Raw genomic sequence first — 14,350 nt, 5'->3', positions numbered from 1 at the left:
ACTAAAAAACTAATCCAATGGAAGAGCGGCAGCTCTTCCATTTTTATTGTAATTATCATGCGAAAAATTATTTTACTTTCCTTTCTGAGCTTAGGTTTAAGTCCAGCTTTTGCACAAAACGCTTCATATTGGCAGCAACACGCCGATTATAAAATGGAGGTTTCGATGGATGTTAAAAACTATCAATACAAAGGAAAACAAGAATTGGTTTATACCAATAATTCATCAGATACCTTAAAAAAGGTGTTTTATCATTTATTTTTAAACGCCTTTCAACCAGGAAGTGAGATGGATGCTCGTCTACATTTTATTAAAGATCCAGACGGAAGAATGGTAAATAAAGTAAAAGGCGCTGATGGAAAAGAAGTAAAACAAAGCCGTATTGAAACTTTAAAACCAAATGAAATAGGGTATTTAAAAATCGCTAATTTCAAACAAGATGGTGTTTCTGCACAAACAAGAGTTTCAGGAACTATTATGGAAGTGACTTTGCCTAAACCAATTTTACCAAATTCTAAAACTACTTTTACGTTAGATTTTGACGGACAAGTTCCGGTGCAAGTTCGTCGTGCAGGAAGAAATAATACTGAAGGCGTTGAACTTTCAATGTCGCAATGGTACCCAAAATTAGCCGAATTTGATTTCGAAGGATGGCACGCAGATCCATATATCGCAAGAGAATTTCACGGAGTTTGGGGTAATTTTGATGTTAAAATTACAATTGACAAAGAGTATACTCTTGGAGCTTCAGGATATTTGCAAGACAAAAATACAATTGGTCACGGTTACGAAGATGCTGGCGTAACAGTTGTTTATCCTAAAAAAACAAAAACATTAACATGGCATTTTATTGCACCAAATGTTCACGATTTTACATGGGCTGCTGATAAAGAATATACTCATGATATTGTAAAAGGACCAAACGATGTCGATTTGCATTTCTTTTACAAAAACAATCCAAAAACAACAGCGAACTGGAAACAGTTAGAGCCATTAATGGTAAAAGTTATGGATTATTACAATCATAGAGTTGGACAATATCCGTACAAACAATACTCGTTTATTCAAGGCGGTGATGGAGGAATGGAGTATGCAATGTGTACTTTAATGCTTGGAAACGGAACTCTTGAAGGAATTTTAGGAACTGCTACACACGAATTAGGACATTCATGGTTTCAACATATTTTGGCTTCAAATGAATCAAAACATCCTTGGATGGACGAAGGTTTTACAACCTATATCGAAGACAGTGCTTTGAACGAATTAAAAGGAGATAAAAAAGAGGTAAATCCTTTTGTAGGAAATTATAAAGCGTATTACAGTTTAGTAAATTCTGGAAAAGAACAATCGCAGACAACTCATGGAGATCGTTATGACGAAAATAGACCTTACAGCATTTCATCTTATGTAAAAGGAAGTATCTTTTTATCGCAGTTAGAATATGTAATAGGGAAAGATAATGTTGATGAAACTCTAAAAAGATATTTCAACGATTTCAAATTCAAACATCCAACTCCAAATGATATCAAAAGAACAGCCGAAAGAGTTTCTGGAGCTGAGTTAGATTGGTACTTAATAGATTGGGCACAAACAACCAATACAATTGATTACGGAATTGCAGCTGTTGCTGATAATGCAGGAAAAACAACAGTTTCTTTAGAGAGAATTGGAAGAATGCCAATGCCAATTGATTTGAAAGTAGAATATACTGATGGAACTTCTGAGAATTTCTACATTCCGTTGAGAATGATGAATTTTATTAAACCGAATCCAAATCCAAACGAAAAAAGAACAGTTTTAGAAGATTGGGCTTGGGCACAGCAAAACTATAGTTTTACGATTGACAAAAACAAAACTGCAATCAAAAAAATCACTATCGATCCAAGTGGATTAATGGCTGATGTAAAGCAGACGAATAATGTTTATGAGGTAAAGTAATTCGCAGATCTCAATAAAAAATCCCGTTTAGAATATTCTAAACGGGATTTTTATTTTTAAGACATTTGAAGTTTAACTCAAATGCTCAATCATATCTTTTGTCATTGATTCAAGATCAAAAGTATGTTTCCAGTTCCAATCTTCTCTTGCAGAACTGTCGTCGATACTTGCCGGCCAGCTGTCTGCAATTTTTTGACGGAAGTCAGGATTGTAAGTGATTTCAAAATCAGGAATATGCTTTTTAATTTCAGCCGCGATTTCAGTTGGAGTAAAACTCATAGCTGCTAAATTGTATGACGAATGTATTTTTATTTCTTCAACAGGTGCTTTCATGATGTTGATAGTAGCATCAATAGCATCATCCATGTACATCATTGGCATTTTTGTTTCTGATGATAAAAAGCATTCGTATTTTTTATCGGCAATAGCCTTATAGAAAATATCAACAGCATAATCAGTAGTTCCGCCGCCGGGAGGAGTAGACCAACTGATTAAACCAGGATAACGTATGCTTCGAACATCAACGCCGTAAATATTATGGTAATATTCACACCATCTTTCACCAGCCTGTTTACTAATTCCGTAAACCGTCGAAGGTTCCATAACGGTATATTGAGGAGTATTTTCTTTTGGAGTTGTTGGGCCAAAAACAGCGATACTTGAAGGCCAGAAAATTTTCTGAATCTTTTTTGCTTTTGCTAAATTCAAAACATGAAAAAGAGAGTTCATATTTAAATCCCAAGCAAATGCTGGATTTTTTTCAGCAGTTGCTGATAAAAGCGCAGCCATCAAATAAACATCAGTGATTTTATGAACTTCAACAAGATGTTCAATTTGGTTAAAATCTAAAGCATTGACTACTTCAAAGGGACCTGAATTAACAACATCAGTATTTAATTTTCGAATATCAGAAGCGATTACATTTTCGGTTCCGTAAAGTTTGCGCAATTTTTGAGTCAGCTCAGTCCCAATTTGACCGCAAGCGCCAATGATTAATATTTTTGGATTCATTTTTAGATGATTTTTTTAGAGACACAAATATAACGTTTTCGTAATTACGTACGTTTTTTAGAATCATAATTTATAAATTCAATAACAAAAAAGTTTGTTTGTTGGATAATTCTCTGTTTAAGAAATGTGCCTTTGTGCTTTTTGAGTGTTTTTTAAAGGCTTTTTTTGGATAATAAATCCTGTAGAAAATGAGTTTGTCACTTAAAATTGATGATAAAAAAACAACCTTGATTTATAGAATCTTTAGCAAAAATCAGAATTCGTAATTGTAAATTTACTTTGTAACTTTGCGATCTAACATTTTATGAAATGAAATATAAAATAGCAGTATTTCTGCTTTTGATTTTAGTGCTTCAATCTTGTCAAAACCAAGACGAAAAGCGTCAAGCTGAAAATGCAAAAGAAGCTAAAAAGAATGAAAAAATTTTTAATAACATCAATAAAGCATGGGTTTTTATTGATGAGCCAATCAATGAAATTTCGGAACAAAATGTAAGAGCCTGGACAGAATGGCGCGATTTTATGAAAGAGATTGGAGATAAGCCAAGAAAAACTATTGGTGCATTTCAGAAAAAATCTACTGCCATTTCAAAAAAAGCAATGGCTTTAAACAATAATATTCCTGCTGAATTTAATCTGCCTCAAATAAGAAGCCGAATTTCAATTTTAATTACAAAAGTTAGAATGTTGGATTTGTTTATTCATTTGAGTAAAATACCAGATGATAAAGTAGCTTTTTTGATAGGAGAGATTAATAAAGAATTAGTTTCCTTAGAAAGACAGATGGATAAAATTGTTGAGAAAAATAAAATTCCAAAAGAAGAAGGAGAAGAGGATTTTTTAAAAATGTTAGATACGACGCGCGCCATTCCAAGTTCAAGCGCACCGCATTCACCAATACAAAATATAGATCAAAACGCACCAAAAGTTGAGTAAAAACGCTTTATATACTACCTATGACAATTTGCCTAAAGCACAGCAGATTGCCACAAGTTTACTGGAGGGAAATCAGGTAAAAATGAATCTTAGCGGATTGTTAGGATCTGCGGTTTCATTTATAATTCGCTCTGTTTTTAAGAAAACAGAATTGCCTTTTTTGATTGTTTTAGACAACAAAGAAGAAGCAGCTTATTATTTGAATGATTTAGAGCAAATGATTGGTGAGCAGGATGTTTTGTTTTATCCCGCTTCATTTCGTCGTCCGTACCATATTGAGGAAACAGATAATGCGAATGTTTTACTTCGTGCTGAGGTTTTAAACCGAATCAATTCTCGAAAAAAACCAGCTGTAATTGTTACGTATCCAGAAGCACTTTTTGAAAAAGTAGTTACGAGAAGAGAACTTGATAAAAACACTTTAAAAGTAGCTTTAAACGATAAAATTTCAATTGATTTTATCAACGAAGTTTTGTTTGAATATGAATTTAAAAGAGTCGATTTTATTACAGAACCAGGAGAATTTTCGGTTCGTGGAGGAATTGTCGATGTTTTTTCTTTCTCAAACGATCATCCGTACAGAATAGAGTTTTTTGGAAACGAAGTAGACAGTATCAGAAGTTTTGATGTAGAAACACAATTATCTGTAGAAACACATAAAAAAATAACGATTATCCCGAATGTCGAAAACAAGATATTTCAGGAAAACCGCGAAAGCTTTTTAGATTATATTGCTGAAAAGACTGTTCTTTTCATCCAAAATACAGACGGTCTTTTTAGTCAGTTAGACAAACAATTTGCAAGAGCAGAAGAGGCTTTTGAGAAACTTTCGAAAGAAATAAAACACGCCGAACCTGAAAAGCTATTCTTAAATCAAGCTTCGTTTATCAAGCGAGCTTTAGATTTTTCGATTGTTGAATTGGCTTCAAAACCAATTTTTAAAACCACTAAAAAGTTCGAATTTCATTTTCAGCCGCAGCCATCTTTCAATAAACAATTTGATTTGTTGCTGAACAATCTGAGCGAAAATCATTTTAACGGATATAAAAATTATTTATTCTGTTCGAATGAAACACAGGCAAAACGTTTTCATGATATTTTTGAAAGTTTAGATGAGGCCAATTCAGAGAATATCAGAAAGCAATATAATACAATTGTACTTCCTTTATATCAGGGTTTTATTGACGAAGAGAATCAAATAACTGCTTACACAGATCATCAGATTTTTGAGCGTTATCATAAATTCAACATCAAAAACGGCTATTCGAAAAAGCAGAATATTACGCTAAAAGAATTAACGGCACTTTCTGTTGGCGATTATGTTACGCACATTGATCACGGAATTGGAAAGTTTGGCGGATTGCAGAAAATTCAAGTCGAAGGTAAAACGCAGGAAGCCATAAAACTGGTTTATGCCGATAATGATATTGTTTACGTAAGCATTCACTCGCTTCATAAAATTTCTAAATACAACGGAAAAGACGGAACGCCTCCAAAAATCTATAAATTAGGTTCGAACGCGTGGAAAGTTTTAAAACAAAAAACCAAAGCGCGAGTTAAGCATATTGCCTTCAATTTGATTCAGTTGTATGCAAAACGAAGATTAGAAAAAGGTTTCCAATTTGCGCCGGATAGTTATTTGCAAAACGAATTAGAAAGTTCGTTTATTTATGAAGATACACCCGATCAAACTAAATCGACGCAAGAAGTAAAAGCCGATATGGAAAGCGATCGCCCAATGGATCGTTTGGTTTGCGGTGACGTTGGTTTCGGAAAAACAGAAGTTGCAATTCGTGCCGCTTTTAAAGCTGTAGATAATAGTAAACAAGTTGCAGTTTTAGTTCCTACCACTATTTTAGCTTATCAGCATTATAGAACTTTTACGGAACGATTAAAAGATATGCCAGTTTCTGTTGGTTACTTAAACAGATTTAGAACGGCAAAACAAAAAACACAGACTTTAAAAGATTTAGCCGAAGGAAAACTGGATATCGTTATTGGAACACATCAATTAGTCAATAAAAATGTAGTTTTTAAAGATTTAGGATTATTGATTGTCGATGAGGAACAAAAGTTTGGGGTTAACGTAAAAGATAAATTAAAAACCATTGCTGCAAATGTTGATACGTTGACATTGACGGCAACTCCAATTCCGAGAACGCTTCAGTTTTCATTAATGGCAGCACGTGATTTATCAGTAATTACAACGCCTCCGCCAAATAGATATCCGATTGAAACAAATGTGGTTGGTTTTAATGAAGAAATTATTCGTGATGCGATTTCGTATGAAATTCAAAGAAACGGACAGGTTTTCTTCATCAATAATCGAATCGAAAATATAAAAGAAGTCGCAGGAATGATTCAGCGTTTGGTTCCAAATGCAAGAGTTGGAATTGGTCACGGACAAATGGACGGTGCTAAACTCGAGGAATTGATGTTAGGCTTCATGAACGGTGATTTTGATGTTTTGGTGGCAACCACAATCATCGAAAGTGGATTGGACGTTCCAAATGCCAATACAATTTTCATCAATAATGCCAACAATTTTGGATTATCAGATTTGCACCAAATGCGCGGTCGTGTTGGGCGAAGCAATAAAAAAGCATTCTGTTATTTCATTTGTCCTCCGTATTCTTCAATGACCGAAGACGCGAGAAAACGTATTCAGGCTCTTGAACAATTTAGCGAACTTGGAAGCGGTTTCAATATTGCAATGAAAGATCTTGAGATTCGTGGAGCAGGAGATTTATTGGGAGGAGAACAAAGTGGTTTCATTAATGAAATTGGTTTTGATACGTACCAAAAAATCATGAACGAAGCGATCGAAGAATTAAAAGAAAATGAATTCAAAGATTTATATCCTGAAGAGAATGATATTGAAACGAAAGAATACGTAAAAGATCTACAAATCGATACTGATTTTGAGCTGTTATTTTCTGATGAATATATCAATAATGTTACCGAGCGTTTGAGTTTATACAACGAGTTGGGTTCTGTGAAGAACGAAGAAGAATTAATTGTTTTTCAAAACAAGTTAATTGACCGTTTTGGTCCAATGCCTCCGCGTGCCAATGCATTGATGAATAGTATTCGCATCAAATGGATTGCTACTGCAGTAGGAATTGAAAAATTGGTAATGAAAAAAGGTAAAATGATTGGCTATTTTGTTTCTGATCAACAATCAGATTATTATCAATCAAAGCGTTTTCATAAAGTAATAAAGTTTGTGCAAACCCACAGTAATCTTTGTACGATGAAAGAAAAGCAAACACCTAACGGTTTACGACTTTTATTGACTTTTGACAATGTAAAATCGACTAAAAGAGCTTTGGAATTGATGGAAATGCTGGGAGAATAAAAATAAAGTTGCCACGAATTTCACGAATTTCCACAAATTTAATTCGTGCTAATTCGTGCTAAAAATAAAATGGTCGTATGAAAAGTTCATACGACCATTCTTTTCGTTAAAAACGATTAACTTATATCTAGTTTTTTAAGTCTTTAATAACTTTAAAAGCAACATCAACTTGATCTTCACCAACTAAAATAGTAAATTCATTTGAAGTCGAAATTACTTCGTTTATGATTATTCCTTCCCAAGCTAAACGTTGAAAAATGAAATAATAAATACCAGGAACCACAATATTTTCTTTTGGTAATTTTACCGTAATAGAAGCTAGATTGTCTAATTTCTGAATTAATTTTTCGCGCATAAAGTGTTTTTCAACTAAATGATTTACACTGCTGCTCACCACAATATTAGTTTCATTTACACCACGAGACGAAGTATAAAAAATATCAGATAAAGCATTAATATCAGAAATTAAATCAGCCTGTTTGTTTAAAACAGTTTCTGAAGCAGCAAAAGTGTAATCTGTCAATTCAGATCTTACGGTAATTTCGCCAATATTTTTAATGACCTTATTGATCTTATGATTTAATTTAAAATCCAATTCTTCAGTCAGTCGTTTCAACGACATTACAACAGCACCTTGTTTTACTTCCTTACCAAATTCACTTTCCAGTTCCGTCATGATATTCCGAGAAAGAGATGTTAAATTGATAATTCCAAGCGATAACGCGTTCAATAAAAAGGGTTTTGTTTTAATGTAATTTTCGACGATTGAAGAAACGGTTTTCATAATTTTTTTTCTTTTTTTTTGTAACTTAATTGGGTTGGTTTAGTTAATTTATGTTATAAATCTCTACAAAGATAAATAAAAAAACAATTTGTTAGAATTATAACAATAAAAAAATATGTTAAAAGTGATAAAAAGCATCTGTAAAATGTTCAATTGCAAATGTTTCCTGCGTTTTATGGATTGCGGCGATGTCAAAACGAATATTTAAATCACTTTTAAAATCCTTTTCCCTATCGTTTATGTAGGCATTTACTGCTTTTACTAAGAGTTGAATTTTTTTTGGCTTAACAAAATCTTGCGGAGCTCCAAAATCTAAGCTTGATCTTGTCTTCACTTCAACGACTGCTAGAATATTTTCTTTTTGGGCAATAATATCTATTTCTGCTTTTTGAAAAATCCAGTTTCGTTCTAATATTTTATAACCATTTTCCTCAAGATATGCCGCGGCAAGATCTTCTCCTTTTTTACCAAGTTCATTATGTTTTGCCATTTTTTAATTTTAAGGTTCTTGAATGTTGATGTATGTTTTTTGTATGCAAAGACGCGAAGCCGCAAAGTTTTAATTATGCTTTGCGGCTTCGCGTCTTTGCGAAATTTTTATGTGGTATTTATTGATTTATGAAATACGGTTATTTCTGAAAAGAAACAGTACTTCCAGCGGCATTGACATCAATAGAAATTGTACTTCCCATAATCAAAGCTCTATTATCCTGAATGTGTCCAGCTGGGAAATTGAAGATTACTGGGATATTGTATTTTTTGGTTACATCATCAATAATTTCTAGAGCATTTTTGCCCCATGGCACTTCATTGTCTTTCATTTTGGTCATTCCGCCAATCATAATACCTTTTAGATTTTCGATGCAGCCATTACGTCGTAAATTCATCATCATTCGATCAATATGATATAGATATTCATCGAGATCTTCAATAAATAAAATTTTATCCTTACAATCAATTGCTGACTGCGAACCTAATAAACTATAAAGAATAGATAAATTTCCGCCCACTAATTCGCCGGTTGCTTTACCAAAACGATTCATTTTATCAGGACCAATTGTATAGGAAAGTGGCTCACCAAACAAACTGGCTTTCATCGAACTCACTGCTGCCGGAGTTGCGCGAGCTACAGTAACCGGCATAATACCGTGTATCGATTTATATCCCATTGTATTTAAGTGGTTGTGCAAAACAGTGACATCACTAAAACCAATAACCCATTTTGGATGTTGCTTAAATTTAGTAAAATCTAAAAGATCAAGCATTCGAACAGTTCCATATCCACCGCGTACACACCAAATTGCTTTAATGTTTGGATTGTCTAATTGTTTTTGAAAATCGGCTGCACGCTGCTCGTCAGTACCAGCAAGCTGATTAAAATCAAGACCGATTGTTGAGCCTATTACGGCTTCTAAACCCCAGCTGTGCAATAAATCTATAGTTGGTTTTAAATTATCATCGATGTTTTTTCGAGCTGTTGCCAAAAGTGCGACAGTATCTCCTTTTTGTAAATAAGGCGGTGTTATCATGTTTTGTTGAGATTGACAGGTAAATGATTGTAAAGCAAAAATAAGAAATGCCAGTTTAGTGTAGTTAAAATATTTTAAGATTGCGGACTGGCTTTTCATAATTCCTCTGCGGTTTTTTAGTTATAGAATTAACAAATATAATAATTAGCCAAAACAAAATGTTGAAATTTCTTACGTTTTATTTAAATTGGCGCTTTAATTTTTAAAGTTATGCAAATTATTAAACTTCACTTTTGTTTACTTGTCTTTTTTATAAATTTTATTTCAAATGCACAATCAAAGAAATATAGTATACATACAGCGGCATTTTACAATTTTGAAAATCTTTTTGATATTTATGATGATACAAGTACAAATGATGATGAGTGGACTCCAAATGGAGCTCAGCATTGGACAAAAGAAAAGTACGATCAAAAACTAAAAAACTTATCGAAGGTCATTTCTGAAATAGGAACACCAGAGAATTCTAATGCACCTATTTTATTAGGATGCTCTGAAGTCGAAAATAGAGGGGTGCTTGAAGATTTGGTAAAACAGGAAAAAATTGCTGGATTTGATTATGGAATCATTCATTTTGATTCGCCCGACCAACGTGGTATTGACGTTGCGCTTTTGTATCAAAAGAAATATTTTAAACCAACATCATTTGCCAATATTCCGTTATTGATATATAAAAAGAAAGCTGTTATTGCAGAAGATCAAAATGAAGATTTAGGAGATGTAGAAGCTAAAACGGATATAAAAAACAGGGTTTTTACAAGAGACCAGCTTTTAGTAACTGGTTTTCTTGAAGACGAAGAGATTCATATTATTGTCAATCATTGGCCTTCGAGATCAGGAGGAGAAAAAGCAAGCAGTACATTTCGTGAAGCAGCGGGAAGATTAAACCGCAAGATTATTGATTCATTGCAGCAAATAAATCCCAATGCAAAAGTAATTACAATGGGAGATTTAAACGATGGCCCTTTTAATAAAAGTATCAAAAAAGCTTTAGGAGCAAAGGCAAAAAAGACAGAAGTTCCTGAATTTGGTATTTTTAATCCATTTGAAGAAATGGCAGAGAAAGGAATGGGAACTTTAGCTTTTAGAGATTCATGGGATATTTTTGATCAAATTATGATGACTGATTCATTAATAAATTCAGGTTTTTCTACATTCAAATTTTGGAAAGCAGGAATTTTTAATAAACCGTATTTAATTCAAACCTCTGGAAAATATAAAGGATATCCGTTACGAAATACGCTAGAACAAGCAGGTTTTAGTGATCATTTTCCAGTTTATATTTATTTGATACGGGAGAAATAGTAGAGGCGCAGAGCAGTGCGTCTACGTTCCTTTGATCAAAACCTATGAGATGCACTGCAGTGTGTCTCTACAAATTTAGTATCTTAGCCTATCATAAATTCTGAAAAAAATGGCCATAGCAAAACCGTTCAATCTTACTAAATGGATTGAAGAAAACAGACAATTATTAAAGCCGCCAGTTGGAAATAAAAACCTTTATGTAGATTCAGGCGACTATATCGTAATGATAGTTGCAGGGCCAAATGCAAGAAAAGATTATCATTATAATGAAACCGAAGAGCTTTTTTATCAGTTAGAAGGCAGCATAAAAGTGGTAATTCAGGAAGATGGAGAACGTAAGGAAATGGAGCTGAACGCTGGCGATATGTATCTTCATCCTGCTAAAATTCCACATTCCCCAGTTCGTTCAGAAGGTTCAATTGGTTTGGTAATTGAGCGTAAACGAGCAGGAAAAGGATATACTGATGGATTGTTATGGCATTGCGATAACTGTAATCATAAACTATACGAAGTATTTTTTGAACTTCATAATATTGAGAAAGACTTTCTTCCGCACTTCGAGCATTTTTACAATTCTGAAGAATTAAGAACTTGTGATAAATGTGGCACTGTAATGGAAACTGATCCGAGATTTACGGCAAAAAAGTAATTTATTAATTGAGTTAAAATATCAAACTCGACAAGTTTTAAAAATCTGTCGGGTTTGGAATATATGACAAGACTATATTTTAAAATCCATTTAATCTGTGGCAAAAAAATTATAGCTCAAACCTTTTCCCTTGTTCAGGATAAATAACTTTCACTCCTAAGTCATTTTGATTTTTAATTTGCTCTTTTAGTTTCACAATATTCTTAGTCGGCGGTTTCAAATGTGTAATAATAATGTTGAAACCTTTTAGACTTCCTTTTCCTGCTAATTCTTCTAAAACATGAAGCTCTTTCATTAGATAATTGGGAGTTAAATGTCCAAACAAAAATTGATCAGGCTGTTCGTTTGGAAAAGAAACTTCAATAAAAATTCCTTTCAATTGCTTGTTTTGGACAAGAGGAGCAACAGCTGTCCATAAATTTTTAAGATTGTCACTTTTTTCTACGGCATCAGGTCCCGTATCCCCTAAATATAAAGCGTACGAATCTCCATTTTTTATTAAAAATGCAGTACTCTCAAACGGATTCACATGACTCAGCGGGAAAGCTTTTACCGTCATTTGAGTGTTCGTAATTGGTGTTTCCAGATTAATTTTTAAAGTCTGAAAATGATATTTTTTCAACGGAGTTCCTGGACCTTTATCACCAAAATTTGCCCAGGTTTGATCGTTGAAATAATGATTCTCCATCATTTCCATACATTTTTCAGCTGCATAAACTGTCTTAGAAGAATCTGCAGGAGAATTTATGATTAATCCCGAAACGTGATCTAAATGGGCATGTGAAATAAAATATCCTTTTATATATTTTCGCAAAACTTCGCTCGTTGAAACTTTGAAAACTTTATTTTCAATAGCTTTTTCAATTCCGGCATTTATTGTTCCGGCATCTAGACAGATAAAGTCGTTTGTATGTAGAGGAGCAAGCAAATAAGCAGAAAGATTCTTTTCGTCAATTCCGCCTTTTACACCCAATGGAACGACTTGAAACGAAGATTTTTGATCTTTTTGAGAAAAGGCATTTAATGTAACTAATATAAGGCAGAGTAAAAGACGTTTAAAAAGATTCATGTTTTTTATTTTAGAAAAGCAAATTTCATCAAATTTAGTGAATAAAGCAGGCTTTGATTCTGTTATTACTATTAAATAGCCTTAAATTTACTCTGATTTTAACTATTCTGATTTATTAGAAAGTAATTTTAAAACAATATCTTTACGTATTAATATAACAATTTTAACTAAAAAAGTTACAATGACAACAATAGCATCACAATTTGGCATAAATGAAGCGCTTGAAAAGCTAGGGATAAAACAAGTAAATGAGGGAACTTCTACTGGAATAGAAAATTTCTCATCAGGAGAGATTTTAGATAGTTTTTCTCCTGTTGACGGAAAATTAATTGCATCTGTAAAGACTTCTACACTTGAAGATTATGAAAAAGTAATGCAATCTGCAATTGAAGCTTTCAAAACATTTCGTTTAATTCCTGCGCCGCAGCGTGGAGAAATTGTACGTCAGTTTGGGCAAAAATTGCGTGAAAATAAAGAGGCTCTTGGTAAATTGGTTTCATACGAAATGGGGAAATCTTTGCAGGAAGGTTATGGAGAAGTTCAGGAAATGATTGATATCTGTGATTTTGCAGTTGGATTATCACGCCAGTTACACGGATTAACGATGCATTCTGAAAGACCAGGACATCGTATGTACGAACAATACCACTCATTGGGAGTTGTGGGAATTATTTCGGCGTTTAATTTTCCGGTTGCAGTTTGGTCTTGGAATACGGCTTTGGCTTGGATTTCTGGTGATGTTTGCGTTTGGAAACCTTCAGAGAAAACGCCACTTTGTGGTATTGCCTGCCAAAATATAATTGCTCAGGTTATTAAAGAGAATAATCTTCCAGAAGGAATTTCTTGTTTGATAAATGGCGATTATAAAATAGGAGAGCTGATGACAAAAGATACTCGCATTCCGTTAGTATCTGCGACTGGCTCTACACGAATGGGAAAAATTGTAGCGCAGACTGTTGCAGGTCGTTTAGGAAAATCATTGTTAGAACTAGGAGGGAATAACGCTATTATCGTAACTCCAGATGCCGATATTAAAATGACAGTTATTGGTGCTGTTTTTGGCGCTGTTGGAACTGCAGGGCAACGTTGCACATCTACTCGAAGATTGATTATCCACGAAAGTATTTATGATAAAGTAAAAGATGCATTGGTAACAGCTTACAAACAATTGCGAATTGGAAATCCGCTTAACGAAAATAATCATGTTGGACCGCTTATCGATTTACATGCTGTCGAAATGTATGCGCTTGCTTTAAATAAAGTAGTTGCTGAAGGCGGTAAAATTCTTGTTGAAGGCGGAGTGCTTTCTGGCGAAGGTTACGAAAGCGGCTGTTATGTTAAGCCTGCAATTGCCGAAGCTAAAAATTCATTTGAAATTGTACAACACGAAACCTTTGCTCCAGTTTTATATTTGATTAAATATTCTGGAGATGTTGATGCTGCAATCGAAATTCAAAATGGTGTTGCACAAGGATTATCATCGGCAATTATGACTAATAATCTGCGCGAAGCGGAAAGATTTTTATCTGTTGTAGGTTCTGACTGTGGAATTGCAAATGTAAATATCGGAACTTCGGGTGCTGAAATTGGCGGTGCTTTTGGCGGTGAAAAGGAAACAGGCGGCGGTCGTGAATCTGGCTCTGATGCGTGGAAAATTTATATGCGCCGTCAAACCAATACAATAAATTATACAACTAGTCTGCCATTGGCGCAAGGAATTAAATTTGACTTGTAAAAGATAGAGAATTTAGTAATTAACCGCTTTTTTCAA

General features: G+C 33.7%; 11 protein-coding genes. 6 read left to right on the top strand and 5 right to left on the bottom strand.

The features are described from left to right. Positions 1–57 precede the first annotated feature (57 nt). Positions 58–1,938: a M1 family metallopeptidase gene (locus ACHRVL_RS02200; protein WP_395409992.1), complete on the top strand. Its 1,881-nt coding sequence runs from the start codon at positions 58–60 to the stop codon at positions 1,936–1,938. 72 nt (positions 1,939–2,010) lie between these two features. On the opposite strand, the gene ACHRVL_RS02195 is transcribed toward ACHRVL_RS02200, so the two are convergent. Further along, positions 2,011–2,949: an L-threonine 3-dehydrogenase gene (locus tag ACHRVL_RS02195; protein WP_089053669.1), complete on the bottom strand. Its 939-nt coding sequence runs from the start codon at positions 2,947–2,949 to the stop codon at positions 2,011–2,013. 309 nt (positions 2,950–3,258) lie between these two features. Here ACHRVL_RS02195 and ACHRVL_RS02190 point away from each other — a divergent pair, with 309 nt between their 5' ends. Both ACHRVL_RS02190 and mfd read left to right on the top strand, forming a co-directional pair. Further along, entirely contained in the window at positions 3,259–3,885 is a 627-nt protein-coding gene (locus ACHRVL_RS02190; RefSeq protein WP_395409990.1) for a hypothetical protein, read from the top strand. Beyond that, on the top strand, positions 3,878–7,243 hold the full coding sequence (mfd, locus tag ACHRVL_RS02185; RefSeq protein ID WP_395409989.1) for a transcription-repair coupling factor: 3,366 nt from the start codon (positions 3,878–3,880) through the stop codon (positions 7,241–7,243). The genes ACHRVL_RS02190 and mfd overlap by 8 nt, the downstream gene beginning before the upstream one ends. Before the next feature lie 127 nt (positions 7,244–7,370). Here mfd and ACHRVL_RS02180 read toward each other — a convergent pair whose 3' ends face one another. From ACHRVL_RS02180 to ACHRVL_RS02170, 3 genes are all read right to left on the bottom strand, one after another. Then, positions 7,371–8,027, bottom strand: coding sequence for a hypothetical protein (locus ACHRVL_RS02180; RefSeq protein ID WP_008466087.1), 657 nt, complete (start codon positions 8,025–8,027; stop codon positions 7,371–7,373). Between the two features lie 118 nt (positions 8,028–8,145). Continuing rightward, entirely contained in the window at positions 8,146–8,517 is a 372-nt protein-coding gene (locus tag ACHRVL_RS02175) for a YraN family protein (protein ID WP_395409987.1), read from the bottom strand. A 139-nt stretch (positions 8,518–8,656) separates the two neighbouring features. Then, on the bottom strand, positions 8,657–9,556 hold the full coding sequence (locus ACHRVL_RS02170; RefSeq protein WP_395411074.1) for an LD-carboxypeptidase: 900 nt from the start codon (positions 9,554–9,556) through the stop codon (positions 8,657–8,659). A 210-nt stretch (positions 9,557–9,766) separates the two neighbouring features. Between ACHRVL_RS02170 and ACHRVL_RS02165 the strand changes: the two genes are divergently transcribed. Together ACHRVL_RS02165 and ACHRVL_RS02160 are read left to right on the top strand one after the other, a co-directional pair. After that, on the top strand, positions 9,767–10,861 hold the full coding sequence (locus tag ACHRVL_RS02165) for an endonuclease/exonuclease/phosphatase family protein (RefSeq protein ID WP_395409985.1): 1,095 nt from the start codon (positions 9,767–9,769) through the stop codon (positions 10,859–10,861). 109 nt (positions 10,862–10,970) lie between these two features. Then, the gene (locus ACHRVL_RS02160; RefSeq protein ID WP_129023455.1) at positions 10,971–11,510 is read left to right on the top strand and encodes a 3-hydroxyanthranilate 3,4-dioxygenase; all 540 of its coding nucleotides are present in this window, start codon (positions 10,971–10,973) and stop codon (positions 11,508–11,510) included. A gap of 109 nt (positions 11,511–11,619) precedes the next feature. Here ACHRVL_RS02160 and ACHRVL_RS02155 read toward each other — a convergent pair whose 3' ends face one another. Then, complete coding sequence (locus ACHRVL_RS02155) at positions 11,620–12,579, bottom strand: MBL fold metallo-hydrolase (protein ID WP_395409983.1); 960 nt, start codon at positions 12,577–12,579, stop codon at positions 11,620–11,622. A 181-nt stretch (positions 12,580–12,760) separates the two neighbouring features. Between ACHRVL_RS02155 and ACHRVL_RS02150 the strand changes: the two genes are divergently transcribed. Beyond that, positions 12,761–14,314 (top strand): aldehyde dehydrogenase family protein, encoded by a 1,554-nt coding sequence (locus tag ACHRVL_RS02150; protein WP_395409981.1) that lies wholly within the window; start codon positions 12,761–12,763, stop codon positions 14,312–14,314. The last annotated feature ends 36 nt before the right edge of the window (positions 14,315–14,350 follow it).

Origin of the sequence: Flavobacterium sp. FlaQc-28 (assembly GCF_044007415.1) — a bacterium.
GTDB lineage: Bacteria > Bacteroidota > Bacteroidia > Flavobacteriales > Flavobacteriaceae > Flavobacterium.
The sequence above is the reverse complement of the archived record's forward strand: the minus strand, read 5'-3'. Positions and strand labels throughout refer to the sequence as shown.

Excerpts from the sequence above, each read along its gene's own strand:
- ACHRVL_RS02155 (WP_395409983.1), bottom strand. The coding sequence starts at position 12,579 with ATGAATCTTTTTAAACGTCTTTTACTCTGCCTTATATTAGTTACATTA.
- ACHRVL_RS02170 (WP_395411074.1), bottom strand. The coding sequence starts at position 9,556 with ATGATAACACCGCCTTATTTACAAAAAGGAGATACTGTCGCACTTTTG.
- ACHRVL_RS02200 (WP_395409992.1), top strand. The coding sequence starts at position 58 with ATGCGAAAAATTATTTTACTTTCCTTTCTGAGCTTAGGTTTAAGTCCA.
- ACHRVL_RS02180 (WP_008466087.1), bottom strand. The coding sequence starts at position 8,027 with ATGAAAACCGTTTCTTCAATCGTCGAAAATTACATTAAAACAAAACCC.
- ACHRVL_RS02175 (WP_395409987.1), bottom strand. The coding sequence starts at position 8,517 with ATGGCAAAACATAATGAACTTGGTAAAAAAGGAGAAGATCTTGCCGCG.
- ACHRVL_RS02150 (WP_395409981.1), top strand. The coding sequence starts at position 12,761 with ATGACAACAATAGCATCACAATTTGGCATAAATGAAGCGCTTGAAAAG.
- ACHRVL_RS02165 (WP_395409985.1), top strand. The coding sequence starts at position 9,767 with ATGCAAATTATTAAACTTCACTTTTGTTTACTTGTCTTTTTTATAAAT.
- ACHRVL_RS02190 (WP_395409990.1), top strand. The coding sequence starts at position 3,259 with ATGAAATATAAAATAGCAGTATTTCTGCTTTTGATTTTAGTGCTTCAA.
- ACHRVL_RS02160 (WP_129023455.1), top strand. The coding sequence starts at position 10,971 with ATGGCCATAGCAAAACCGTTCAATCTTACTAAATGGATTGAAGAAAAC.
- ACHRVL_RS02195 (WP_089053669.1), bottom strand. The coding sequence starts at position 2,949 with ATGAATCCAAAAATATTAATCATTGGCGCTTGCGGTCAAATTGGGACT.